The sequence below is a fragment of the Cellulophaga sp. BC115SP genome (assembly GCF_009905545.1).
Classification (GTDB): Bacteria; Bacteroidota; Bacteroidia; order Cytophagales; family Spirosomataceae; genus Flectobacillus; species Flectobacillus rivi.
In genome coordinates this window covers 56,534-79,004 of sequence record NZ_JAAALB010000020.1, presented here as the reverse complement: position 1 = coordinate 79,004, position 22,471 = coordinate 56,534, and the positions used below count along the sequence as shown (strand labels likewise).

20 protein-coding genes are annotated in these 22,471 nt (G+C 39.5%); 7 read left to right on the top strand and 13 right to left on the bottom strand.

Going from position 1 to position 22,471, the window contains the following annotated elements; translation table 11 throughout:
• Positions 1–12: 12 nt before the first annotated feature.
• The 11 genes from GVN22_RS15690 to GVN22_RS15640 all read right to left on the bottom strand — a co-directional run bounded on the left by GVN22_RS15690 (position 13) and on the right by GVN22_RS15640 (position 13,085).
• Positions 13–1,041: an alpha/beta hydrolase family protein gene (locus GVN22_RS15690; RefSeq protein ID WP_166551954.1), complete on the bottom strand. Its 1,029-nt coding sequence runs from the start codon at positions 1,039–1,041 to the stop codon at positions 13–15.
• Positions 1,042–1,160: 119 nt separating this feature from the next.
• Positions 1,161–2,498 (bottom strand): DUF3237 family protein, encoded by a 1,338-nt coding sequence (locus GVN22_RS15685; protein ID WP_166551953.1) that lies wholly within the window; start codon positions 2,496–2,498, stop codon positions 1,161–1,163.
• 16 nt (positions 2,499–2,514) lie between these two features.
• The gene (locus GVN22_RS15680) at positions 2,515–3,282 is read right to left on the bottom strand and encodes a 3-hydroxyacyl-CoA dehydrogenase (protein WP_166551952.1); all 768 of its coding nucleotides are present in this window, start codon (positions 3,280–3,282) and stop codon (positions 2,515–2,517) included.
• 181 nt (positions 3,283–3,463) lie between these two features.
• Positions 3,464–5,269, bottom strand: coding sequence for a feruloyl-CoA synthase (locus tag GVN22_RS15675; protein ID WP_166551951.1), 1,806 nt, complete (start codon positions 5,267–5,269; stop codon positions 3,464–3,466).
• 40 nt (positions 5,270–5,309) lie between these two features.
• Entirely contained in the window at positions 5,310–6,095 is a 786-nt protein-coding gene (locus GVN22_RS15670; protein ID WP_166551950.1) for a crotonase/enoyl-CoA hydratase family protein, read from the bottom strand.
• A gap of 357 nt (positions 6,096–6,452) precedes the next feature.
• The gene (locus GVN22_RS15665) at positions 6,453–7,745 is read right to left on the bottom strand and encodes an MFS transporter (protein ID WP_166551949.1); all 1,293 of its coding nucleotides are present in this window, start codon (positions 7,743–7,745) and stop codon (positions 6,453–6,455) included.
• An 87-nt stretch (positions 7,746–7,832) separates the two neighbouring features.
• Positions 7,833–8,705: an amidohydrolase family protein gene (locus tag GVN22_RS15660; RefSeq protein WP_205690921.1), complete on the bottom strand. Its 873-nt coding sequence runs from the start codon at positions 8,703–8,705 to the stop codon at positions 7,833–7,835.
• A 16-nt stretch (positions 8,706–8,721) separates the two neighbouring features.
• Positions 8,722–9,843, bottom strand: coding sequence for a S9 family peptidase (locus GVN22_RS15655; RefSeq protein WP_166551948.1), 1,122 nt, complete (start codon positions 9,841–9,843; stop codon positions 8,722–8,724).
• An 89-nt stretch (positions 9,844–9,932) separates the two neighbouring features.
• A complete protein-coding gene (locus GVN22_RS15650; protein WP_166551947.1) occupies positions 9,933–11,039 on the bottom strand; it encodes a 5-methyltetrahydropteroyltriglutamate--homocysteine S-methyltransferase in 1,107 nt (368 codons plus the stop codon).
• A gap of 164 nt (positions 11,040–11,203) precedes the next feature.
• Positions 11,204–12,112: an AraC family transcriptional regulator gene (locus GVN22_RS15645; RefSeq protein WP_166551946.1), complete on the bottom strand. Its 909-nt coding sequence runs from the start codon at positions 12,110–12,112 to the stop codon at positions 11,204–11,206.
• Positions 12,113–12,194: 82 nt separating this feature from the next.
• The gene (locus GVN22_RS15640; RefSeq protein ID WP_166551945.1) at positions 12,195–13,085 is read right to left on the bottom strand and encodes a helix-turn-helix domain-containing protein; all 891 of its coding nucleotides are present in this window, start codon (positions 13,083–13,085) and stop codon (positions 12,195–12,197) included.
• 216 nt (positions 13,086–13,301) lie between these two features.
• Between GVN22_RS15640 and GVN22_RS15635 the strand changes: the two genes are divergently transcribed.
• The 7 genes from GVN22_RS15635 (at position 13,302) to pcaB (ending at position 20,968) form a co-directional block, all read left to right on the top strand.
• On the top strand, positions 13,302–14,480 hold the full coding sequence (locus GVN22_RS15635; RefSeq protein WP_166551944.1) for a 4-hydroxybenzoate 3-monooxygenase: 1,179 nt from the start codon (positions 13,302–13,304) through the stop codon (positions 14,478–14,480).
• Positions 14,481–14,499: 19 nt separating this feature from the next.
• On the top strand, positions 14,500–15,672 hold the full coding sequence (gene pcaD / locus GVN22_RS15630; protein ID WP_166551943.1) for a 3-oxoadipate enol-lactonase: 1,173 nt from the start codon (positions 14,500–14,502) through the stop codon (positions 15,670–15,672).
• 24 nt (positions 15,673–15,696) lie between these two features.
• Positions 15,697–16,395, top strand: coding sequence for a protocatechuate 3,4-dioxygenase subunit beta (gene pcaH, locus GVN22_RS15625; protein ID WP_166551942.1), 699 nt, complete (start codon positions 15,697–15,699; stop codon positions 16,393–16,395).
• Complete coding sequence (pcaG, locus tag GVN22_RS15620; RefSeq protein WP_166551941.1) at positions 16,392–16,955, top strand: protocatechuate 3,4-dioxygenase subunit alpha; 564 nt, start codon at positions 16,392–16,394, stop codon at positions 16,953–16,955. The genes pcaH and pcaG overlap by 4 nt, the downstream gene beginning before the upstream one ends.
• 119 nt (positions 16,956–17,074) lie before the next feature.
• Positions 17,075–18,421, top strand: a complete 1,347-nt coding sequence (locus tag GVN22_RS15615) for a 3-oxoacid CoA-transferase (RefSeq protein WP_166551940.1) — start codon at positions 17,075–17,077, stop codon at positions 18,419–18,421.
• The gene (pcaF, locus tag GVN22_RS15610) at positions 18,418–19,626 is read left to right on the top strand and encodes a 3-oxoadipyl-CoA thiolase (protein WP_166551939.1); all 1,209 of its coding nucleotides are present in this window, start codon (positions 18,418–18,420) and stop codon (positions 19,624–19,626) included. The genes GVN22_RS15615 and pcaF overlap by 4 nt, the downstream gene beginning before the upstream one ends.
• 22 nt (positions 19,627–19,648) lie before the next feature.
• On the top strand, positions 19,649–20,968 hold the full coding sequence (gene pcaB / locus GVN22_RS15605) for a 3-carboxy-cis,cis-muconate cycloisomerase (RefSeq protein ID WP_166551938.1): 1,320 nt from the start codon (positions 19,649–19,651) through the stop codon (positions 20,966–20,968).
• 66 nt (positions 20,969–21,034) lie between these two features.
• Here the strand turns inward: pcaB and GVN22_RS15600 are convergent, their stop codons facing one another.
• Together GVN22_RS15600 and GVN22_RS15595 are read right to left on the bottom strand one after the other, a co-directional pair.
• Entirely contained in the window at positions 21,035–21,541 is a 507-nt protein-coding gene (locus GVN22_RS15600; protein WP_205690920.1) for an SgcJ/EcaC family oxidoreductase, read from the bottom strand.
• Between the two features lie 81 nt (positions 21,542–21,622).
• Positions 21,623–22,447 carry an AraC family transcriptional regulator gene (locus GVN22_RS15595; protein WP_166551937.1) on the bottom strand — a complete coding sequence of 275 codons (825 nt, stop codon included), beginning with the start codon at positions 22,445–22,447 and terminating at the stop codon, positions 21,623–21,625.
• Positions 22,448–22,471 lie beyond the last annotated feature (24 nt).

The following is a 22,471-nucleotide window of genomic DNA, read 5'->3' as shown; positions in this document are numbered from 1 at the left end:
CGAGCGTATATGTTATTCGAAAACGAGATAGTCATTAAAAAATGGGAGCAAATCATTCAAAACTCTACCATCATTTGTCCAAATTTTGTTCACATGGTTTCCAATATATTCCTCTGCAAAATGCTCAATACCAAGGTTTTCTAATTTTTGGCTAAAGGCTCCACACTGAATTGGAAAGCGTTGTGCATCGTTTCTTCCCCAATCTAATTTTAAGGCTTTTAGTTTACGAAGGTTATCGGCATACTTATCTACCATCAATACAGGGAAATTAGCATTCCATTTATCAACAACCGTCTGATTGACTTGCAGACTATCGCCTTGATACGTAAAAGGCATATCACAGTAAAAAGGAGGATTAGCAGGATTGGGTGACCAAGCTCGACCCACGGCAACCAATACTTTTGGATAATAGGTTTTTCTTAACTCTTCGACCGTTTTTATTTTAGAAAGTTCCTTAAATGAATCGCTATTGGCGCCAAACTCTTTGACCATCATCAATAACCCTGGACTCATGGCATACACCGAACTAAATACTTCTGGATACAACATCCCAATTTTGATAGCACCATAACCGCCCATCGAATGACCACCAATACCTCTGCTATTACGGTTTGCGATAGTTTTGTATTTACGGTCAATCGCTTCCACCAACTCTTTGGCTTCAAATTCAGACCAGTTACCCGTGAGAGTTGAATTACTATAAAAACTTCCTTCAAAAAGAGTATAATGGTTTGCAATAACTAAAATAAAAGGACGAATTTTAGCTTGAGCAATACTTTTGTCGAGAATCGCCTTCATGCCTGTTGTAATGCTATCATTGCCCATGAAGCCATGTAAATAGTACACCACAGGAAATCGTTTTTGTGTACTTTCATAATTCGGAGGAAGATATACCGAGATTTTACGGTTAGCATTTTCTCCACCTGTATTTTGTAAGGTTTTAGCATTAATCACAAAGCTTTCGACCTTGCCAGCAGTTCGTTGAGCCTTTATTTGACTGAAAAACAGACAAGTAATTAGCAGTAATAAAAATCTTTTCATAAATCAAATGTGTTTTTTGGATAGATATGTTTTAAAAAGGGTTAAGTGAAAAGGCACTAAGGCACAAAGTGAATAGTTGTTTTACAGCTTTTATCACTTTGTGCCTGTTTACTTTAATTCTATTTAACCGCCCAAATTTGAATCAAAACATGGTCGGGCTTGCGGATACCTTTACATAAAAATAAGCTATTATTTACCCAATCGTATTTTCCTTTGGGCGCCTCTAGTTTTGGAATAGTTCTAAAATAATATTGCGAAGGGTCAACATTCTCGCCTTTGGCAATTTTAGCGGCTATTTCAGGTGATGCAACTCTCAATCCATTATTTTTTACATAAATAATCACTCCATCATCCGTTTTGATTTGGTAGTTGGCATCTAGTTCTGCCACGCCATCGCTTCTCACAATTTGCCAGTCAGCACCTCCAGACAATACTTCTCCTTTGATACTTGGACCTTCGAAAGTACCTCCAACAATTGGAATGATGCGTCGTAGTCCATGCGGTGTTTGACCTACCGTAAGAGCCTCGCTTAGTAAAACTTTTATTTCACAGAAGAACGCTAATCCTGGTGCTGGCGGCTCGGGAGTTGTCAGTCCGTGCAATTGTAGCCAATCTCCAAAGCGTTCGATCCATGTGTCGGTAGGAATATTTTTCTTACTCATACCGAATCCATGACCACCTTTTTCGTAAATATGTAACTCGGCTGGTTGTTTGGCTTGAGTCCATTTGCTGTAAATCGAAGAGCTGAGTAAGGTGAAACCTAATTGGTCATCCGAAGCGGCTGCCACAAAAATCGGCGTAGGCTGAGTTGGGACTTTATTTCCTAAAATAGCTTTTCCGTACGCATAAATAGGGGCAACAAAATTGGGTCTTTCAGCATCGTTGGCTGTATAAACTACCGACATGGTTAAGGTTCCTCCTGCCGAAAATCCCATCATGCCGATTTTGTTTGGATTGACATGAAATTTCTCAGCATTCTGGCGGATATATTGAATCGCCTTACGCCCATCTTGTGTAGCCAAAGGAATCACAGCCGCATTTTCTTGGTCGAGCGCTTTCATATTACTCATTTTACCCATGATTTCGGTAATGGGATTATCTGTAAAAGAGCGTGCTACTCGGTATTTCAAAACAAAAGCAGCAATACCTCTTTCATTTAGCCATTTTGCTACATCAACGCCTTCATTGTCAATTGATAAAGTATGAAAAGCTCCTCCTGGCGCAACTACAATAGCAGTACCATTTGCTTTGTTAGGGTTAGGTAAATAGGCAGTAATAGTTGGGTCAACGATATTATAGGCTGTTCGACCACCCCAATTAGCATTGGTTAACACTGATTCTTGCCAAGTCCAGCTTTCTGAGCCTGGGGCTTTACCTTCGTATAATCGGATAACTTCTTGTGCATGAGCTGTATATCCGAGTATAATGCCTAATATACAGGTAAGTATTTTTTTCATAGTAAAAGGTTTTGTATTATTTCATTCCCATTCTAATAGCCCCATCCAAACGAATTACCTCGCCATTGAGCATGGTGTTTTCAATGATTTGTTGTACCAATTTCGTAAATTCTTCAGGTTTTCCAAGTCTTGAGGGAAAAGGAATTTGTTGTGCCAAAGATGCTTGTGCTTCGCTAGACAAATTAGCAAGTAAAGGCGTTTCAAAAATCCCGGGAGCAATGGTCATCACTCGAATACCCATACGAGCAAATTCACGAGCAATTGGTAGGGTCATCGCTACCACGCCACCTTTAGAAGCTGAATAGGCCGCCTGTCCGATTTGTCCATCAAAGGCAGCTACCGAGGCTGTATTGATTACGATTCCTCTTTCTCCTTGTTCGTTTGGCGTATTATGTTGCATGATATTTGCACCCAAACGAAGTACATTAAATACACCTACTAAATTGACTTGAATGACTTTTTGAAAAAAATCTAAATCATGAGGACCGTCTTTGCCTACAACTCTTTTGGCAGGACCGATACCCGCACAATTGATGACCCCGTTGATTTGTCCAAATACAGACAAGCCTTTTTCAATGGCTTGCATTACCTGTTTTTCGTCTACAATATCAGCTTTGCAAAAAAGTGCTGAATTGCCCAAACTTACTTGAGCATGTTGCCCCGCTTGTTCATTTATGTCTAGTAAAATAACTTTTCCGCCCTGCGAAATAATGTTTTGTGCGGTAGCCAATCCTAGCCCTGAAGCACCACCAGAAATAAGAAATATGTTTGATTGTATATTCATCGTAAAAAAGAAAAACCCTCAATACGTCAATAAAAGGGGATTTTAAAAGGAATATGATTGAGCAATATGCTCGTATGAATGGTTTTTTGGATAATAATTTAATAGAAATAAACCTTTACTGACGATTGAGGGATATGGGTTGTTGCTTTCGGCGATGGGCTGTCAGCTTTTTGAAAAATATTTATTCATAATGACTAAACAATTGACTGACTAAAGCTTTTCGATTGGATAAAACAGCTCGTTGGTTGAGCGATCCTTTATCGGTAATCTCGCCTTTGTCAATCGAAGGTGGCTCCTGTGCTACGATAATCTTTCCAATTCTGTTGGAACTACCCGTGGCTTGTTGGTTAAACTCATTCATCCAGTTTTCTAGAAATTGTTGAATTACACTATGCTCATACAACTGATTAGGTGCGATATTCTCAGCACTTCCTATCAACGTTTGACAAGCATCCAAATTCAGGAATAAAATCAAACCAATATAGTCTTGATCGAGCCCAGCAATCACTACGTCTTGAATAATGGGCGAACCAGAAGAAATAATCTTGGTTTTCATAACGCCAACATTCACCCACGTACCTGTTGAGAGCTTAAAATCTTCGGCTATTCTGCCATCAAACACCAATCCTTTATCGGGATTATTTTCATCCAAAAACTTTACTGCATCTCCTGTTTTATAAAAACCATCTTCATCAAATGCCTGTGAAGTAGCATCAGCATTTCGCCAATAGCCTTTAGTTACGTTAGGAGCACGATATCTTGCCTCAAATTTATCACCAGTGGGCACCAACTTGACTTCTAAGCCTGCTACTGGCACGCCTAACAAGCCCGAAAATGCACCACCCCAATTGGCAAAAAGGGCCGAAGGGCCTGATTCTGTACAGCCTAAACCTGTCACAATAGGCACTTTTACACCGATGGTCTGAATGGCTAGTTCCTCCAACTTATTCCAGATAGGTTGTGCCAAACTAGCGCCTGCATAAAAAATAATTTGAAGATTTTTGAAAAAAGTATTTCTTAATTGTTCTTCATTTTCCAAATAGGGAATCAACATTTCAAAGCCCTTTGGAACATTAAAATAAGCCGTAGGAGATATTTCTCGAAGGTTTTTTACGGTTTCTTCAATACCCTTACTACTAGGTTTTCCGTCGTCTATATAGAGTGTACCGCCATTATGAAGTGCCAATCCAAAATTGTGATTACCTCCAAAAGTATGATTCCAAGGTAGCCAATCAATAAAAACAGGTGCTTGTTCCTTCATGAAAGGAAAACTCTGTGTAATCTGCTGAAGATTAGCACACCACATTTGCTGTGTATTAATGACTCCTTTAGGCAATCCTGTTGACCCTGAAGTAAAAAGTATTTTAGCAACGGTATCACCCGTAACTTTCCGATGCGCTTTTTCGACCTTATCGGTAAATTCACTATATCTCCAGTCTTCTATGTGAGGATAGCTTACTCCCTCAGCAACAAGAATTTGAGTAGCGGGAAAATGAGTTTTGATAAAATGAATAGCTCTTGAATAGGCTTGTTCAGACTGTACAAAAACAAGTTTTGGAGTCATTTTCTCCAAACAATGGCGAAGTTTAGAAAAGTCTTCCGACACCAAAGAGTACGCAGGCGAAATCGGTGAATACGGAATACCGATATGTACCGAAGCTAATGCCAATAGTGCGTGTTCAAGGCTATTTTCAGACAAAATAACCACTGAGTCAGAGTCACCAAAACCCATATCTAACAAATGTTGCGCTACCGAACACATTTGTAAATACGTCTCACCATAGCTTAATTGTTGCCAATCACCTGCTTGATTACGTTGAGCAAGAAAAGTTTTGGAAGCTTGCAAAAGCGACCACTCCTTGAGTCTATCAGTAATAGTTTCAGGGAAGGAATTCAATTCACTATTTAAACGAAATAAAATACTGCCATCAGGATGATGAACCTTGATAGTTTGGGTTGGGCCAAAAGCTACATTCTTGAACGCCATAACTTGAAAGAGGTAAAATGTTTTGGGAAAAAGGGATGATTTATTCTCCTACTTTTTTGGCTCGTCCCTCCAAAAAATCCTTTAATCGTTGTTTTGCTTCAGGAGCACTTTGCGCTATGGCAGCCATCATACTTTCTAACAAAAGTCCTTCACTTTGCCCACTGTCAACAATTCTTGGCAATACATGTGTAAGGGCATAATTGGTCATTCCAGCGTTTGAGGCTATTTTTTGAGCAACCTCTTTTCCTTTTTCTTTCCCTTGTCCTTCCTCAACCAAGTATTGCGCCATACCAATCCTCTCACCTTCCTCGGCATAATACACACGACCCGTAAGCATCATATCAGTCATACGAGCCATACCGATTAATTTGGGTAGTCGAACAGCAGCGCCACCCCCAACAAATATTCCTCTTTGTCCTTCGGGAAGAGCATAAAATGTACTTTTATCAGCCACTCGAATATGGCAAGCCGCTGCTAATTCCAAACCACCACCAACTACTGCACCGTGCAATACTGCAACTACGGGTACAGGTCCATATTGCACTTTTTCGAGCACTCGATGCCACATTCTTGAATGAAAAACTCCCTGAACCGCATCTCTCTCCTTCAGCTCAGACAAGTCCAAACCTGATGAAAAATGCTTGCCAATTCCATAAATTATGGCACAACGAATATGCGAAGGAATATTTTCGAAAACAGTTTCAATACCTAATATCAACGCATCGTTAAAGGCATTTCGCTTGTCTGGACGATTGAGCCCTATCCATAGAATATCCCCTTCCTCACGTATCTGTAAGGTATCAGGAATCAATTTTTCCGTTATCATAACTTAAATTCTTGTTGAGTATCTGATGCTTTTTCTTACGATAACTAAATGCTGTAAGGTTACAGAATTTAAAATCTGCGGTAAATGCTTTTAGCCCGTAGATTTCAGGAAATCATAATTTTTTGTCTTTAATCATGATTTTATGTGTTTGATTTTATGAAATCCTATTGTTTGAGCCGCAGGCGAGTTTAGGATTTCTTGACTTTCTTTTGTTACTTTTCTTGTGTCAAGACAAGAAAAGTAAGCAGTGGCGAATGGAAATTTTGTTTTCTCAACAAAAACCATATAAAATTATCAAACATACTTTAGCATGATAAAGTACTGAAAATAAATAAAAGTAATTAGCCCTCTAACTTTTTAACTAACCTTATCAGTTGACAAATACCAAGTCATAAGTCCTGCAAGGGCTGTTGGAATAGCAAAAATCAAGAAGTTGGTACTCATTGATAATCCTAATCCAATTAAAACTCCACCAACGGCTGGACCAATAATGCCTCCTAGTCGACCAATCCCAATTGACCAACCAACGCCTGTAGTTCGAAATTCGGTTGGGTATATACGTGCCGAAACGGCATACAAACCTACAAAGCCTCCTTGTATACCAAACCCAAGTAGTCCGAATACCAAGAGTATCCAATCTGTTCCAACAAAGACCTTGAAAATGGCCATCAAAATCGCTGTTAGCACCAATATGGTTCCTATCGTTTTTTTCAATCCATATTTACTTGAAAAATATCCTTGCGTAATGATTCCTACAAATGCTCCTAAGTTAAAAACGGTTCCAGCATAAATGGCAAGCTCAATAGATAGTCCTGCGGTAGATGCCAATTTTGGTATCCAACTGGTCAAGAAATAGAGTGTGGCAAAGGATAAAAACAAAGCTATCCATAATTGAAAAGTTGAAATTCTAAATTCTTGACTTAATAATAATTTAATTGGTACTTTCTGATGAACCTGTGGTTTTTCGGGTAATGTTGAAATGGATTCTCTTCCCATTTTCACGAGTAAATCATTGGCTTTTTCCAAAGCTCCAAGGGGCTGAGACTTTAAATAGAATTCTAAAGATTCTGCCAGAAAGAAGTAAACTACTGGTACAGAAGCTAATGTACAACATCCTGCTAATTGAAAAATCGAATGCCAACCATAAGTAGGAATAATTTTGGCCGCTACAATTCCTGATAAAACGGCACCAATCGGATAGCCTGATAGCGCAAAACTCACCCAAAAATCTTTAGTTTTACTTGGTGCATACTCAGAAGTTAGTGCAGCGGTGCTTGCCAGCATACACCCAATTCCAAGACCATTGATAAAACGAAAGAAAATCAATTGATTAATAGAGCCAGCAAAAGAGGTAATAAAGATGGTAACTCCCATGAGAAGCCCACTTATTATCATCATTTTTTTGCGACCAAATCGATCTGCATAAGGTGCAATCATCAAAGCACCAACCGACATTCCCACCAATCCCGAACTAAATACCAACCCCAACGCTTCTGCGCCGATATTCCACGCTTTGGTGATAGCTGGTGCTGCATACGAAATAACCATCACATCCATACCATCTAGCATATTCATCAAAAAACAAACCAATATGCTACTATATTGCAAAGAAGTCATCTTCGCAGGTTGATTCAACGTTAAGTGGGACATAAATTATTGATTTAGTTAAGAATTGCGAATGAGTGAATTGTGAATTATTCCACTTTAAAAAATTCACAATTCACTCATTCGCAATTCTCAATTCTTTTGTAGCTTAAGCATCTTAATGGCATTTTCTTTCAGGATCAAAGGTTTTACTTGTTCTTTGAAACCAGCTTCGTCAAAATCTTTGATCCATCTTTCTGGAGTAATTAAGGGAAAATCTGTTCCAAAAAGCATTCTGTCCTTGAGTAAGGTATTGGCATACTGAACTAATTGTGGCGGAAAATACTTGGGCGACCAGCCACTCAAATCAATATACACATTGGGTTTGTGCATGGCCACAGACAAGGCTTCGTCCTGCCAAGGCCAACTCGGATGCGCAATGATAATCGGACAATCAGGAAAGTCTATCGCTACATCATCCAAATGAATCGGGTTTGAGTATTCTAACCGAAGTCCGCCACCGCCACGAACCCCACTTCCAAATCCAGAATGTCCTGAGTGAAAAAGCATTGGCAATTGGTATTCAGCAATGACTTCGTATAAATGATACGCCATTTTATCTTGTGGATAAAAACCCTGTACTGTCGGATGAAACTTAAAGCCTTTGACGCCATAATTTTCAATCAAATCTCTTGCTTCACGTGCTCCCATACGTCCTTTATGAGGGTCGATACTCGCAAAAGCAATCATGACATCATCATTCTTTAATGCGCCTTCAGCTACTTCGATATTCGGAATTCGGCGTTTTCCAACATTAAATTCTGAATCTACCGTAAACATTACAAAGGCCATATTACGCTCACGATAATAATCTGCCGTTTCCTGAATCGTAGGGCGTTTATCTGATTTGAAATATTTCGCAAAAGCTTCATCAAACTCACTACGATAATCATCGTGAGGTTGACAACACGATACTTCGGCATGCGTATGTACATCAATAGCAACAACTTTCTGAATATCAATCATATCTTTCTACAAGTGTTTATTTCATCCAAATATCTCCAGCTGGTTTTTGACCCGATTTTACCCAGTTTCGCAATTCATCAAATGCAGTACCCGTTTGTTGAGCCGTAAATACACAATGCCCTTGTCCTGTGGTATATCGCACTTTGAAAAACTGGTCTTTCTGCTGATGATGCACCATATTTTCAAAATTTACTACGCCATAAGTCGGCGGAATCAATTGGTCATAAACAGTGTGGAGCAAAAAGACGGGTTTATTGATATTGCCTGTTCGATCATATTTTCCAAAAATCATATTCGGATTTACATTTGCCTCCAATCGTTCTGCTTTATGATTGACTAAATCATTATCTGGAAAGCCACTGTAAACGGTATTGGTATTATCAAAAGGATTTCCACCCGATTTTTGAGCTAAGTCCCTGAGTACATTTTCATTAAAAAATAGCGAAAATGGCAAATCATCTAGTTTTAAATCAAAACGTTTGGCAAAAGCCACCGCCAAAAGCGAATCTTTACTAACAATTGCCTTACGAATAGCCATCGCCTTTGCGACCATTGCACGACCTCCTTCACTTGGACTAGGCTTTTTGCTTAAATCAAAAATCTCTTTGAGTGATGGCACTATGCCTGGAAACAGCCCATTGAAGGTCGCATACATGTCAAATTCTTTGCGACACTGTAAATAAGGTCTACTTGACAAAGGACAAAGTGGTAAACCTCCGTGATAGTTTTCGCCAAAATTTTCGATAGTAGCCACCGTAATACCACCGCCCATCGAATGTCCAACCATAAACGTAGAGTCAGGTTTTCCGTATTGCTTCACAAAATATTGCCTTAAACTTTCGGTATCATCTACCCCTTGCGGAAGCGCAAAACCTTGGTATTGGTAATCAGACGCAGCCACAGCAAAACCTCTTGACAAGAATGGACTCATGCGACTGATAAACTCAGGGTTCTGGCTTTGTAGCGGTTTCGTACCCATAAACTCATACCCATGTGCATACATCACCAATTTACCTTTCCAGTTGGGAGGAAAAAGAATACGGTATCTTGCCCCATTAAGTTGTCCAGAATCAACCTTCGCTACTTGCGCCACAAGACTGTGTGCGAGCAATAGCAAAAGAAATATTTTTTTAAACATAACCGTTTGAGATTCTTCTATCTATTCAGAGAATAATTTTAAATTTTGTCGAAATTTCTACCATCAAAAATCCCTACTCAACAATCGTTTCAGGCTTCTCCCCAAACTTTGATGGCAGTATTTACGACCAATTCAATCTTACGCCATTGGTCGTCATGAGTTAGGTCATTTCCGTGGTGTGTCGAAGAAAAACCACATTGTGGGCTCACACAGAGGTTTTCGAGTGGCATATATTGCGCCGCCTCGTCAATACGTTTGCATAAATCATCAATATTTTCTAGCTCTTTAACCTTTGAAGAAATGATTCCCAAAACCACATGTTTGTTTTTAGGGACAAATCTCAAAGGAGCAAAATCACCACTTCTTTCATCATCATATTCCAAGAAATACGCATCTACATTGATTTCGTTGAACAAAATTTCCGCTACAGGTTCATAGCCTCCTTCAGCAAACCAAGTACTTCTATAATTTCCACGGCAAAGGTGAATTCCAACGGTTAAATCACTTGGTCTATCGTCAATTACCGAATTGATGAGTGCCGCATACGTTCGTGGCAATTCGTTAGGATCTTCGCCTCTTTCTGCTGCGGCAGCTCGCATTTTTGGATCGCACAAATATGCCAAATTGGTATCATCCAATTGTAAATAGCGTAATCCAGCAGCATATAAGTGATCTATCTCTTGTTTATAAGCTTTTGACAAATCATGGAAAAACTCATCCATATCTGGGTAAGCCTGAATGTCAATCGATTTGCGACCACCACGAAAGTGAATCATCGTTGGCGACGGAATACTTACTTTGGGGGTTTGGGTAACGATAGATTTTAGGTAATTAAAATCTGCGACTTGAATATCTTTTTGGTGCTGAAGCTTTCCTGTTACACTCAATACAGGAGGTTTGAAGCCATCTTCAGCCACTTTAGCGTTTGGATTGGCGTCCATACCTCCTGTTACTGTCACCCCCGCAAGCTCTTTCAAAAAGTCTAAATGGAAATAATCTCTGCGAAATTCACCATCAGTAATAGCCTTCATACCTGTCGATTCAAGCTTTTTGACGGTTTCCAGAATAGCAGCATCTTCAATAGCTCGTAATTCTTCGGCTGGAAGATTGCCTAATTTCCACTCATGACGATTTGTTTTTACAGACGCAGTGCGAAGCAAACTTCCCACATGGTCAGCTCTAAAAGGAGGTTTCATAGTTAATGAGTATTAAAATTGGATTGAAGGGGTATTTTAGTATTTTTTCAAATGACGTTATCGCCGTTTGATTATTTAAAGTGTTGTACTCAAGGGTGATACAAAATTGTAGCGTTTGGAAGAGAATAAATAGGCTATTTCAAGGTAATATTATGCAAAAACAATCAATTAGAATTATTTCTATATTGTTTTGGAGTTAAAAGTGTTTTTGCTTTAAAAAAACGACTAAAGTCGCTGGGGTCAACTTTTCCCAAACGAAAGGCAATTTCTCCAATACTCAAATCTGTTTGACTCAGTAAGACTTTTGCTTCCAAAATTCTCATTTCCTCTAGCAATTCATGTGCTGATTTTCCTGTAGTTATTTTAACAGATTTGTGTAAATGGTTGGGTGATACAGATAAATATTCGGCAAATTCCTGAACTGATTTTTTCTCATAAATCAAACTTGACAAAGCATCTTTGTAGCGTTGAGTCAGGTGAGTAGCAGCATTTTGAAGAGATCTTGGCTGACTCTTTTCTTGTAATTTAAATTCAGTTAGAAGGGTAGTTAAATACAAAGGTAAAAGTTCAAATCGCTCGGGTTGATTCTTTTTATATTCTTGTAAAATCAACTCAAACAGCTCAATAACTTGCTTATTTTCAATTAATTCAAATACAGGATTTCCCGTAAGTTGGAAGAAGGGAAGCTCTTTAAAAACAGGAAGATTAAATCTTTTTTGTTGAAATATTTCGGGTAAAAAATGAAGATAATACCCTTCGGCATCCTCACTGACAGATTCAATAGAGGTTATCTGGTCGGAAGGTAAAGCAAACAATGTATTCGGTCCTATTTCGTATTGCGTCAGCCCTTTACTTCGTAGCACTTTTCCTTTTGTCAAAAAAATCATAAAATATACCAATCGACGATGTGGCTGCAAAGGCAATTGCAGGTGAGTCTTATAATGTTCGACTCGCTCGATATGAAATTGGTCATATACTTTGGATACCACAGGCTTCCAAGTTCCAAACAAATATTCATCAAATTGGGAGGGATTTAATACTGGAATCTTAGCAATAGCCTGTTTCTGTGCCATTTTACAAGTTTAGGGTTTACTATTTTAGGTAAAATCAATCAATATAGTTTAATTCCTTCAAGGGAGTTTTCTACGATAAAAGTCAAAAATAGAGATTTCTACTTTTCTCTTTAAAGTCTTTTGGAGATAGTCCTACCACTTTTTTAAAGAGCCTTGAAAAATATGCTGGGTCATCAAAATTGACCTGATATGCCACTTCTGCAATACTCAAATTGGTGTACAAAAGGTATTTTTTAGCCTCTTCTACAAAAAAATCATGCACACATTGAATAGCAGATTTGTCGGTTACATTGCGACAAACCCGATTGAGATGTACAATCGTAATTTTCTGTTCTTCAGCATATTGCGTAATACTTTTTTGAGGACTGTAGGATTCTTTAATGCTTTTGACAAAGTTTCGATAAATCGACAAACTACGCTGATTACTAACTAGTTTCTGGTTGTTTTGAGCGCTCGCTAATCGAAAAATCTCAATACAAATCATGCCTAAAGTGGCCTGAATAGAAAAGTTTTTTTCTAAATATGTACTGTTTTCCTCTTCTCTAATTTTCTCAATTAACTTTTTGATTTTCTGAAAGTTATCAGGGATTTTATCTAACAGTAAACAACTCATTTCCTGAAAAGCCAAGCTAATCGTTGGTGCAGTTTGCAACAACCTATCCCAATAGGACGACGATACCGTAAGCACTATCCCCGATAAACCAGCCACAAACTCGAAACCATGCAAGGTGTTTGGCGGAATGATAACCAAGGTCATTCCCTGCGTTTGCCAAGTATGATGCGCACTGATAATTTTAGCTTCACCGTCTTCCAGACAGAATATTTGCCACAAATCGGTATGGATATGAGATTCTATTTGCCAGTTATGTAATTGACTGCGAGCCTCCAAAGGTTCACAATGCACAAAGTCAGGTAACCAACGTCGTTGCGCATCGCCATAAAGCCCCGAATAATTGATAATTCTATTTTTCATTCAACAAGTGCTTTAGTCATTCTTAGAGATATAACCTTTTCAAGGTAAATTATTTATATTTTTAGTTCACAAGGTAATACCAATGTTTATTTTGTCCAAATAATACCGCATTTCGTCCAAAAATAAACCTCTAAGTCTCCTCTATCTTTGCTTCATCAACGAAATTCTGGCCAGTATTTGATTCATATTTAACGAAAAATCTATCATAAACTCACGATGAAGCACTCAACCAAAGTCGGTATCATTGGTGCAGGCCCTGCTGGACTTACGCTTGCCTTATTACTTCAAAGAAAAGGAATCGATTGTATCATTCTTGAAAACCGCAGTCGCCAATATGTGGAATCTCGTGTTCGAGCAGGCTTGTTGGAGCAAAACACTGTTGATTTAATTCGTGAATTAGGTGCATCAGAACGCCTTGATAAAGAGGGACTTGAGCATCATGGGGTTTATTTGAGCTTTAACGGAGTCCGTCATCGTGTACCTTTTAAAGAATTAACAGGAGGAAGATGCATCACGATTTATGGGCAGCAAGAGGTAGTCAAAGATTTGATTCAAGCCAATTTAGATAGAGGAATTGAAATTGTTTTTGAGGCTCATGCCAAGCATATCGAAGGTATCGAAACCGAAAACCCAAGTATTTTTTACCAACATAACGGCGAAGAACATGAATTGACCTGCGACTTTGTAGCAGGTTGTGATGGCTATCATGGTATTGGTCGTCAGCATTTGCCCAAAGAGACTTACAACGAATTTAGAATCGAATATCCCTTTAGTTGGCTAGGGATTTTAGCCAATGTTGCTCCTTCGTCTGACGAACTCATTTATGCCTATCATGAGAGAGGATTTGCCTTGCATAGTCTTCGTTCTGAGACAGTTAGTCGTTTGTACATTCAGGTTGAAAATGATGATACCGTCGATAATTGGCCTGATGAAAAAATTTGGGAAGAACTATCAATTCGCTTAGGAACTGAAGGTTGGAGCTTACAAAGTGGTCCTATTTTCGAGAAAAGTATTACACCCATGCGAAGTTTTATGATTGACAATATGCAGTATGGACGTTTGTTTTTGGCGGGTGATGCCGCTCATATCGTACCACCAACAGGTGGAAAAGGGTTGAATTTGGCAGTAGCAGATATTCGTTTTCTCGCCTCTGCTTTGACCAATTGGTATGATAATCAAGATGATAGTCTTCTTCAAAGCTATTCGCAGGACTGCCTGAGAAGAATTTGGCGTGCGCAAGATTTCTCCAACTTTATGACGTACCTATTTCATAAGCAAGCGGCTCATGGTTCGTTTGAAAATTTACTCCAAAAATCAAAATTTGATTATATCAGCCTTTCTAAAGCACAAGCAACTACCATTGCTGAAAACTATGTAGGTCTGAAAGAAATTTGAATTAACTCTCCCTATTCTAATGGCTAATTTCCTCAATATCAATGGTCTCAATATCCATTACAAATGGATCAACCATCAGAAAGAAACCACTTTTGTTTTTATCAACTCTCTTGGAACAGACTTTCGAATCTGGGATAAGGTGGTCGAAGGATTGGTCGATGTCGCCAATGTATTGTGTTATGACAAACGTGGGCATGGACTATCTCAAACGGCAGCTATTACTCATGGTATGCAAAGCTACTATGAAGATTTAGTAGGCTTGCTAGATACCTTAGAAATTCAACAATGTATTCCAGTTGGCTTGTCGGTGGGCGGTCGAGTAGCAATGCTTTTTGCAGAACGTCATCCTGAACGAGTGCAAAAGTTGATTCTTTGTGATACAGCTCATAAAATAGGCACTTCCACAAGCTGGAATCAGCGAATAGAACAGGTCAATACCGTTGGTTTGGCAGGTATTTCGGATGCAGTAATGGAAAAATGGTTTCCAGAAAGTTTTCGAAATACGCAAGTATCTGAGCTTATTGGGTATCGAACGATGCTAGAAAGATGTTGTCCAAAAGGCTACATTCATTGTTGTGAAGCGATTCGTGATGCTGATTTGACCGAAAATGTTCAAAAAATCCAAGCGGAAACCTTATGTGTTGTTGGAACAGAAGACCTTTCTACTACTCCTGAATTAGTAAAATCGTTAGTGGCATTAATGCCTCACGCTTCGCTAGAAGAAATAGAGGGGTCAGGACATATCCCTTGTGTAGATGCTCCCGAAAAGTTGCTGTCACTCATTTACACTTTTGCTTTTGCGCCTAGTACCGAATCCCTTTATGAGCTTGGGATGAAAACCCGTCGTGCAGTTTTGGGTAATGCTCATGTGGACAAAGCAGAAGCTAATAAAAGTGGTTTTGATACTGATTTTCAGTCATATATAACCCAAAGTGCTTGGGGATTGGTTTGGTCAAGACCCGAACTCAGCAAACGAGAGCGAAGTTTGATTACGATTGCCATCTTAGCCTCCTTGGGGCACGAAGAAGAATTGGCCATGCACATCAGAGCTACTCAGAATACAGGAGCAAGTGTGTCAGATGTAAAGGAAGTATTGCTGCATTTGGGAATTTACGCAGGTGTTCCTTGCTCAAATAGTGCTTACAAAATAGCCAAGAAAGTTTATCAAGAACTAGAGAAAAAAGGATTTTAGTCAAAACCTTTAATCATTTAACACATGAATCATAATCAAAGAGATTGGGAAGTACATCCTCCCTATTTATATCCCGACTATAAATCAACCGTTTTTAGAGCACCTTCAAAGCCTCTGATTCCGATGAAACATACGCTTTCGGAGTCGACAGGGCCTGTTTATGGACAAGATAGTGTTGGACAATTTGATAATGACCTTACCAAAAACGGTATTCGAAACGGTGAGCCTCTCGGCGAACGTATTGTCGTATCTGGAAGAATATTAGATATTGATGGGAGACCTATCAAAAACACTTTGGTTGAAATTTGGCAAGCCAACGCCGCTGGTCGATATATTCATAAAGTTGACCAACACAATGCTCCTCTCGATCCCAATTTTTTTGGAGGCGGACGCTGTGTTACCGATGAAAATGGTCGTTATACTTTTATGACCATCAAACCTGGGGCATATCCTTGGGGGAATCACCCAAATGCGTGGCGCCCTAATCATATTCATTTCTCTTTGTTTGGCTCAAATATTACGAATCGTCTGGTCACTCAAATGTATTTCCCTGGCGACCCGCTATTGCAATATGACCCTATTTATCAGGGAGTTCCCGAAAAGGCTAGACACCTTTTGGTATCACAATTTGACTTATCTCTTACCCAACCAGATTTTGCCTTGGGATATAATTTTGACATCGTATTAAGAGGACATAACGCTACTCCATTCGAAAATCAATGACACAGACTCCATCACAGACGGTAGGTCCATATTTTGCGTATGGGCTCAGTCCGCAACAATATTTATATAACCATACCAGTATTGCTTCGGGCAATTTGCGCACGTCGAGTACGCAAGGCGAACCTATTACTATCAAAGGGCGTGTGCTTGACGGACAAGGAAACGCAATCCCCGATGCGATGATTGAGATTTGGCAGGCAGATGCCAAAGGGCAATATAACCCTACAGATTCGGACTTTAAGGGTTTCGGGCGATTTGGGACAGGCACTGATCCAGAAGCACAATTTATTTTTCAGACTATCAAACCCGCATCGGTTGACGGACAAGCACCTCATATTACGGTAGTGGTTTTTATGCGAGGTCTGTTGACGCATGCTTATACAAGGCTTTATTTTTCAGACGAAACAACTGAAAATCAAAAGGATATTATTTTAAATACTGTTCCTGAAGAAAGAAAAAACACACTCATTGCTCAACGACAAGAAACCCCAGAAGGTATTGTGTATCAATGGGATATCGTTATGCAAGGCGAACAAGAGACGGTATTTTTTGACGTATAAAAAAGCATCATGAAGTAAATATTTGTTGTAAATCGACCCAAACAGATAAAGCTTTTGACATATAGGCTTACTTTCAAGTCGAAATACTTCATGATTACTTTCTAAATCACTTAAAAATCATGAAACAAGTACCACAAATTACGGTAGAAGCAGCAGCAGCATTGGTCAAAGATGGCGATGTCTTGTTGGGTGGGGGCTTTGGTATGACAGGCAATCCTGTTCATTTGCTTCATGCACTCGCTAAAACTCAAACTAAAAATCTCACTTTTATTGGCAATAATGTAGGCGAACCTAAGCTTGGAGGGGGTAAATTGTTACTAAATGGACAAATCAGCAAAATGATTGGTTCATTTTTTACCAGTAACCCCGACGCAGTAAAAGCCGCACAATCTGGTCAGGTAGAATATGAACTTCTGCCACAAGGCACTTTAGCTGAAGCCATTCGTGCTGGTGGTGCTGGAATAGGCGGTTTTTATACCCCAACTTCGGCAGGGACATTGATTGCAAAAGGAAGAGATACCAAGATTATTAATGGTCAAGAACAAGTTTTTATCGAAGGAATTCGTGGAAATGTAGCTTTTATCAGAGCATGGAAAGCCGATACTGCGGGGAATTTGACTTACAGAATGACGGAGCAAAACTTTAATCGTGCGATGGCAACAGCAGCAGATTTGGTGATTGCCGAAGTAGAAGAAATCGTTCCTGTTGGTGAAATTGACCCTAATTTTATACATACACCAGGGTGTTTTGTTGATTATTTGGTCGAAGCCAAGGTTTCATTAGAAGATTTAGGTTCATCGGCCTCTGTTAATAGAGGCAAGAAAGTGAGCGAATCACGTATGCAAATGGCCAAACGAGCTTTTGCAGAACTGAAAAATGGCGATGTGGTCAACCTCGGTATTGGAATTCCGACCCTTGTTGCAGATTTAATCAAACCTGAAGATGGTATTATTCTTCATACCGAAAATGGCATGCTAGGCGTCGGTCCAGCCCCTGAAGATGGAGGTGGTGCAATGGATTACCCTGTCAACGCTGGAAAAATTCCTGTTACGGCACTCAAAGGAAGTAGCTATTTTGATAGTGCAGATTCCTTTGCGATGATTCGTGGTGGACACGTAGATGTGGCTATTATGGGAGGGTTGGAAGTAGATGAAAAAGGCAATTTAGCCAACTGGGCAGTGCCTGGTAAGCCTCTTTTGGGCGTTGGAGGTGCGATGGATTTGGCTTCTGGTGCCAAAAAATTGATTGTCACGCTCACTCATGCCGACCCCGATGGAACCTCAAAAGTAGTCCCTACTTGTACCCTTCCACTTACAGCCGAAGGAGTGGTCGATTTGGTTATTACCGATTTAGCGGTTTTTGCTTATCCAGAAGGAAAACTTACGCTTATTGAGCTTATGCCTAATGTGACCATTGAAGAAGTAAGAGCTAAAACTGCTGCACAATTTATCGAAAAACTCTCATGAAAACAGCCTATATCATCGACGCCATCCGTACGCCTATCGGAAGTTTCGGCGGAAGTCTATCAAGTGTTCGTGCCGACGACTTAGCGGCGCTAGCCATTAAAGAATTAGTAGCTCGCAATCCACAAATCCCTGTCGAAACCATTGGCGATGTGATTTTGGGTTGTCACAACCAAGCGGGAGAAGACAACCGTAATGTCGCTCGTATGGCATTACTTCTGGCGGGATTACCTTATACTATTGCTGGCGAAACAGTCAATAGACTTTGTGCTTCGGGGATGTCTGCGGTGATAAATGCCAGTCGTGCGATTCAAACAGGTGATGCCGATATTATGATTGCAGGAGGTATGGAACACATGACTCGTGGACCTTGGGTTATTTCAAAAACATCAAAACCTTTTGGAAATGACGCCCAAATGTTTGATTCGAGCTTTGGTTGGCGTTTTGTCAATCCACTGATGCACAAAATGTATGGCACTGATGCCATGGGTGTTACCGCCGAAAATCTGGTTGAGCTATATGGTATAAGCCGTGAAGACCAAGATTTATTTGCTTTTCGCTCGCAACAAAAAGCCTCGCAAGCGCAATCAAATGGGCGATTAGCAGAAGAGATTATTGCTGTAAGTATTAGTCCCAAAAAGGGGGAAATTGTTCAGTTTGAGAAAGATGAGTTTATAAAACCTCAAACCTCCTTGGAAAAACTAGCACAATTGCGACCAGCCTTTAAAAAGGAAGGTGGTAGTGTCACTGCTGGTAATGCTTCTGGCTTGAATGATGGCGCAGCCGCTATGTATTTAGCCTCTGAAGAAGCTGTTGTAAAATATGGTTTAAAACCTTTGGCAAAAGTTGTATCTTCGGCAGTCGTTGGCGTTGAGCCTAGAATTATGGGTATTGGTCCAGTTCCAGCAACTCAAAAAGCCTTAGAAAAAGCAGGTTTGACCCTTGACCAAATCGATATTATTGAGCTTAACGAAGCATTCGCTGCTCAATCTTTGGCTTGTACAAGAGCCTTAGGTTTAGCCGACGACGACCCTAGAGTCAATCCAAACGGTGGCGCTATTGCTTTGGGTCACCCACTTGGTATGTCAGGTACTCGATTAATTCAAACGGCTAGCCTTGAATTACATAAGCAAAACAAACGCTACGCCCTTTGTACGATGTGCGTGGGTGTTGGTCAAGGATATGCTGTAATTATTGAGAAGGTATAATTTTAGCTAAAATCAATCGCTCATGAATGATTTATTTCAAACCTTATTTTACGACAATCGGATTAGTGAACTATATACTTCTGAAAAAAGTATTCAGTATCTTCTTGATTTTGAAGCTCATTTAGCAAAAGCTCAGGCAGAATGCCAGTTTATTCCTAGTCAATTTTCAGAAATCATAGCACATTGTTGTAAGGTTGAAAAAATAGATATTTCTCAAATAGCTATACAGGTAGGTTTGGGAGGAAATATTGCTATTCCTTTGGTAAAGCAGCTAACGGCCATTGTAAAGGCGGAAAATGCTGATGCATCAAAATTTGTTCATTTTGGAGCTACCAGTCAAGATGTGATTGATACAGCCATGATGTTGCAGAGCAAAGAGGCTATTCATTTGATGCTTCCTTTATTGACCCAAAGTATTGAGCAATTAAAAGTTTTAGCATTAGCGCATCAAGGCACTTTTTTGATAGGTCGTTCTTTTATGCAACAAGCTCGCCCAATCAGTTTTGATTACAAAGTAGCCATTTGGATAGATAGCCTTCAAAGAGCAAAACAACGATTAGCGTCTTTAAAATACTATCTACAACTGGGTGGTGCCGTCGGAACTTTGGCTAGTATGCCACAAAAAGGAATAGCCATTGCACAGCGTATGGCGGCTAATATGGGACTCGAATACCATCCGATTTCATGGCATACTCAGCGAGATTTTGTCATAGAAATTGCTTCTGCATTAGGGATTCTTTCGGGGAGCTTAGGAAAAATAGCCAAAGATATTAGTCTGTTGATGCAAACTGAAATCGCTGAGGTATTTGAGCCAGCAGGCAAAGGCAAAGGTGGCTCGTCGACCATGCCACATAAGCGAAATCCTGTATCTTCTATTGCTATTTTAGCCAATGCACAACGTGTTCCTAATTTGATTGCGACACTGTTGAGTGCTCAAATACAAGACCACGAGCGAGCGACTGGCACATGGCATGCCGAATGGGAAACGCTTGCACAGGTGGTTCAATTAACCGCTGGAAGTGTGCGACAAATGAGCATTTTGACCAATGGATTAGAGGTCAATCCTGACAAAATGTTAGCAAATTTAGAAATAACACAAGGATTGATTTATGCCGAAAATCTATCTTTTGCTTTGGCAGAAACCCTAGGTAAAAGTGAAGCTCATGAAATGGTAGAAGAACTCTGTCAGGAAGCGACAGCTAAAGGAAAACACCTGAAAGCATTAGTTTTAGAAAATACTAAAATCAGGTCGTTTCTTTCAGAATCACATATTCAGGAGCTATTTTCTCCACAAAATTCTATTGGCTTTGCGCATGAAATGGCTGCTCATTTCATACAATAATTCAAGTTTTTAGTTTTCTTCTAGCTAGCAAATTGACTTGCTAGCTAGGAGATTTCTATCAATCATTTACTCTTTAGGCATTCGGTTTACGGGATTACTTTTTTGAGCAGCTTCTTCAATAACCAAATTTTCAGTAGCCGTCAAAAGCCATTTTTCTGCTTTTTTTACAAATACCATCATCGCAATATTTTCTGCTTCATTGTGATGATTTCCATTTGGCGTAGTATATTCTCCCATGTGCCAGTACAAGCGAACTACCGCTACATCATTGGTAATGAATCTAGTATGAACAGAAGTTTTGGTGAGTTTGGTATTTTTGAACATAACCTTGTGAAAGACATTATGCGCGTAAATCACCTCTTTTCGATTTTTCCACCACATGCCTACCACATTGACCCAATCCGAATCTTCGGTCGCATAATTGACCATATTATCGAAGTTGTGATTTTCCCAATCTTTAAAAAATAAATCTATCTGTCCTTCAATAACTATTTTGTCCTGTTCTTGATTCTGTGCCAGACCAGTAAACGTCGAAAATCCCCATGTTGCCATGATTAAAAGTAGATATTTCATAACTATAATGTTTAAGTTTTATAGTGACAAAATTATCTCTTGGCAATAGGTTAAAATAGTACCAATGCGACATGTTTACTTTTATAATTGACCTCCCAAGGTAAAGGAAGACGCTTTGATTTCATCTTCCATCACCGAAGGAGAACTACCACAAAATGCCTTAAAATCCCGAATTAAGTGCATTTGGTCATAATAACCACAATCGTAAGCAATAGAAGTCCACTTGATTTGAGGATTATTTTCCTTCAAGCGCCAAGCTTTTGCAAAACGAGTAATTCGAGTAAAAAAACGAGGTTGTAAACCAATTCTTTGCTGAAATAACCGCTCTAACTGTCGAGTGCTAACACAGGCATTTTCGGCTATATCTTCCACTGTCATCAAACCTCCTTTTTGATGCACTAGCGAAAGAACCTTATCTACAGGCAGAGACGGTCGGAGTTGTTGGGCTTTTTTCAATAAAAACCTCTCAACAAGTTGGATAATAGCTTTTGCATCAGACAATTCACAAAGTTGTTCATTGATAAACTGGATTTCTTTATCCAGAAAATAAACACTATCCAGCGATTCGTCCATCACCATTTCATTCATCGGAATTCCTAAAATTCGGAACAATCCCCCAGGTTGAAATCCAACTTTAACGGTATAACTATGAAAAGGCATCGTTAACTTAACTCGATTTACCTGTGGACCAACTAAGATACTTGGTGACAGTTTTACAATTTTCTCCTTGTCCAAATACTCACTCATCGGGGATTCTAGCGGATAAAAATATAGGCATTGCTCCCCCAATGGAGGCAGTACCACCGTAGGATTTTTACCTATCGCAGGCATATCAAGTCGAAAAATCATGATATTATTCACAAATTCTCGCAGAGCTGGTTGGGGAGAAAATACTTGGTAAAACATAGAATACTAGGAAGTTGCTATATC

Bases quoted from the DNA above. Each gene is read 5' to 3' on its own strand.
- GVN22_RS15690 (WP_166551954.1), bottom strand. From the start codon at position 1,041: ATGAAAAGATTTTTATTACTGCTAATTACTTGTCTGTTTTTCAGTCAA.
- GVN22_RS15685 (WP_166551953.1), bottom strand. From the start codon at position 2,498: ATGAAAAAAATACTTACCTGTATATTAGGCATTATACTCGGATATACA.
- GVN22_RS15680 (WP_166551952.1), bottom strand. From the start codon at position 3,282: ATGAATATACAATCAAACATATTTCTTATTTCTGGTGGTGCTTCAGGG.
- GVN22_RS15675 (WP_166551951.1), bottom strand. From the start codon at position 5,269: ATGGCGTTCAAGAATGTAGCTTTTGGCCCAACCCAAACTATCAAGGTT.
- GVN22_RS15670 (WP_166551950.1), bottom strand. From the start codon at position 6,095: ATGATAACGGAAAAATTGATTCCTGATACCTTACAGATACGTGAGGAA.
- GVN22_RS15665 (WP_166551949.1), bottom strand. From the start codon at position 7,745: ATGTCCCACTTAACGTTGAATCAACCTGCGAAGATGACTTCTTTGCAA.
- GVN22_RS15660 (WP_205690921.1), bottom strand. From the start codon at position 8,705: ATGATTGATATTCAGAAAGTTGTTGCTATTGATGTACATACGCATGCC.
- GVN22_RS15655 (WP_166551948.1), bottom strand. From the start codon at position 9,843: ATGTTTAAAAAAATATTTCTTTTGCTATTGCTCGCACACAGTCTTGTG.
- GVN22_RS15650 (WP_166551947.1), bottom strand. From the start codon at position 11,039: ATGAAACCTCCTTTTAGAGCTGACCATGTGGGAAGTTTGCTTCGCACT.
- GVN22_RS15645 (WP_166551946.1), bottom strand. From the start codon at position 12,112: ATGGCACAGAAACAGGCTATTGCTAAGATTCCAGTATTAAATCCCTCC.
- GVN22_RS15640 (WP_166551945.1), bottom strand. From the start codon at position 13,085: ATGAAAAATAGAATTATCAATTATTCGGGGCTTTATGGCGATGCGCAA.
- GVN22_RS15635 (WP_166551944.1), top strand. From the start codon at position 13,302: ATGAAGCACTCAACCAAAGTCGGTATCATTGGTGCAGGCCCTGCTGGA.
- pcaD (WP_166551943.1), top strand. From the start codon at position 14,500: ATGGCTAATTTCCTCAATATCAATGGTCTCAATATCCATTACAAATGG.
- pcaH (WP_166551942.1), top strand. From the start codon at position 15,697: ATGAATCATAATCAAAGAGATTGGGAAGTACATCCTCCCTATTTATAT.
- pcaG (WP_166551941.1), top strand. From the start codon at position 16,392: ATGACACAGACTCCATCACAGACGGTAGGTCCATATTTTGCGTATGGG.
- GVN22_RS15615 (WP_166551940.1), top strand. From the start codon at position 17,075: ATGAAACAAGTACCACAAATTACGGTAGAAGCAGCAGCAGCATTGGTC.
- pcaF (WP_166551939.1), top strand. From the start codon at position 18,418: ATGAAAACAGCCTATATCATCGACGCCATCCGTACGCCTATCGGAAGT.
- pcaB (WP_166551938.1), top strand. From the start codon at position 19,649: ATGAATGATTTATTTCAAACCTTATTTTACGACAATCGGATTAGTGAA.
- GVN22_RS15600 (WP_205690920.1), bottom strand. From the start codon at position 21,541: ATGAAATATCTACTTTTAATCATGGCAACATGGGGATTTTCGACGTTT.
- GVN22_RS15595 (WP_166551937.1), bottom strand. From the start codon at position 22,447: ATGTTTTACCAAGTATTTTCTCCCCAACCAGCTCTGCGAGAATTTGTG.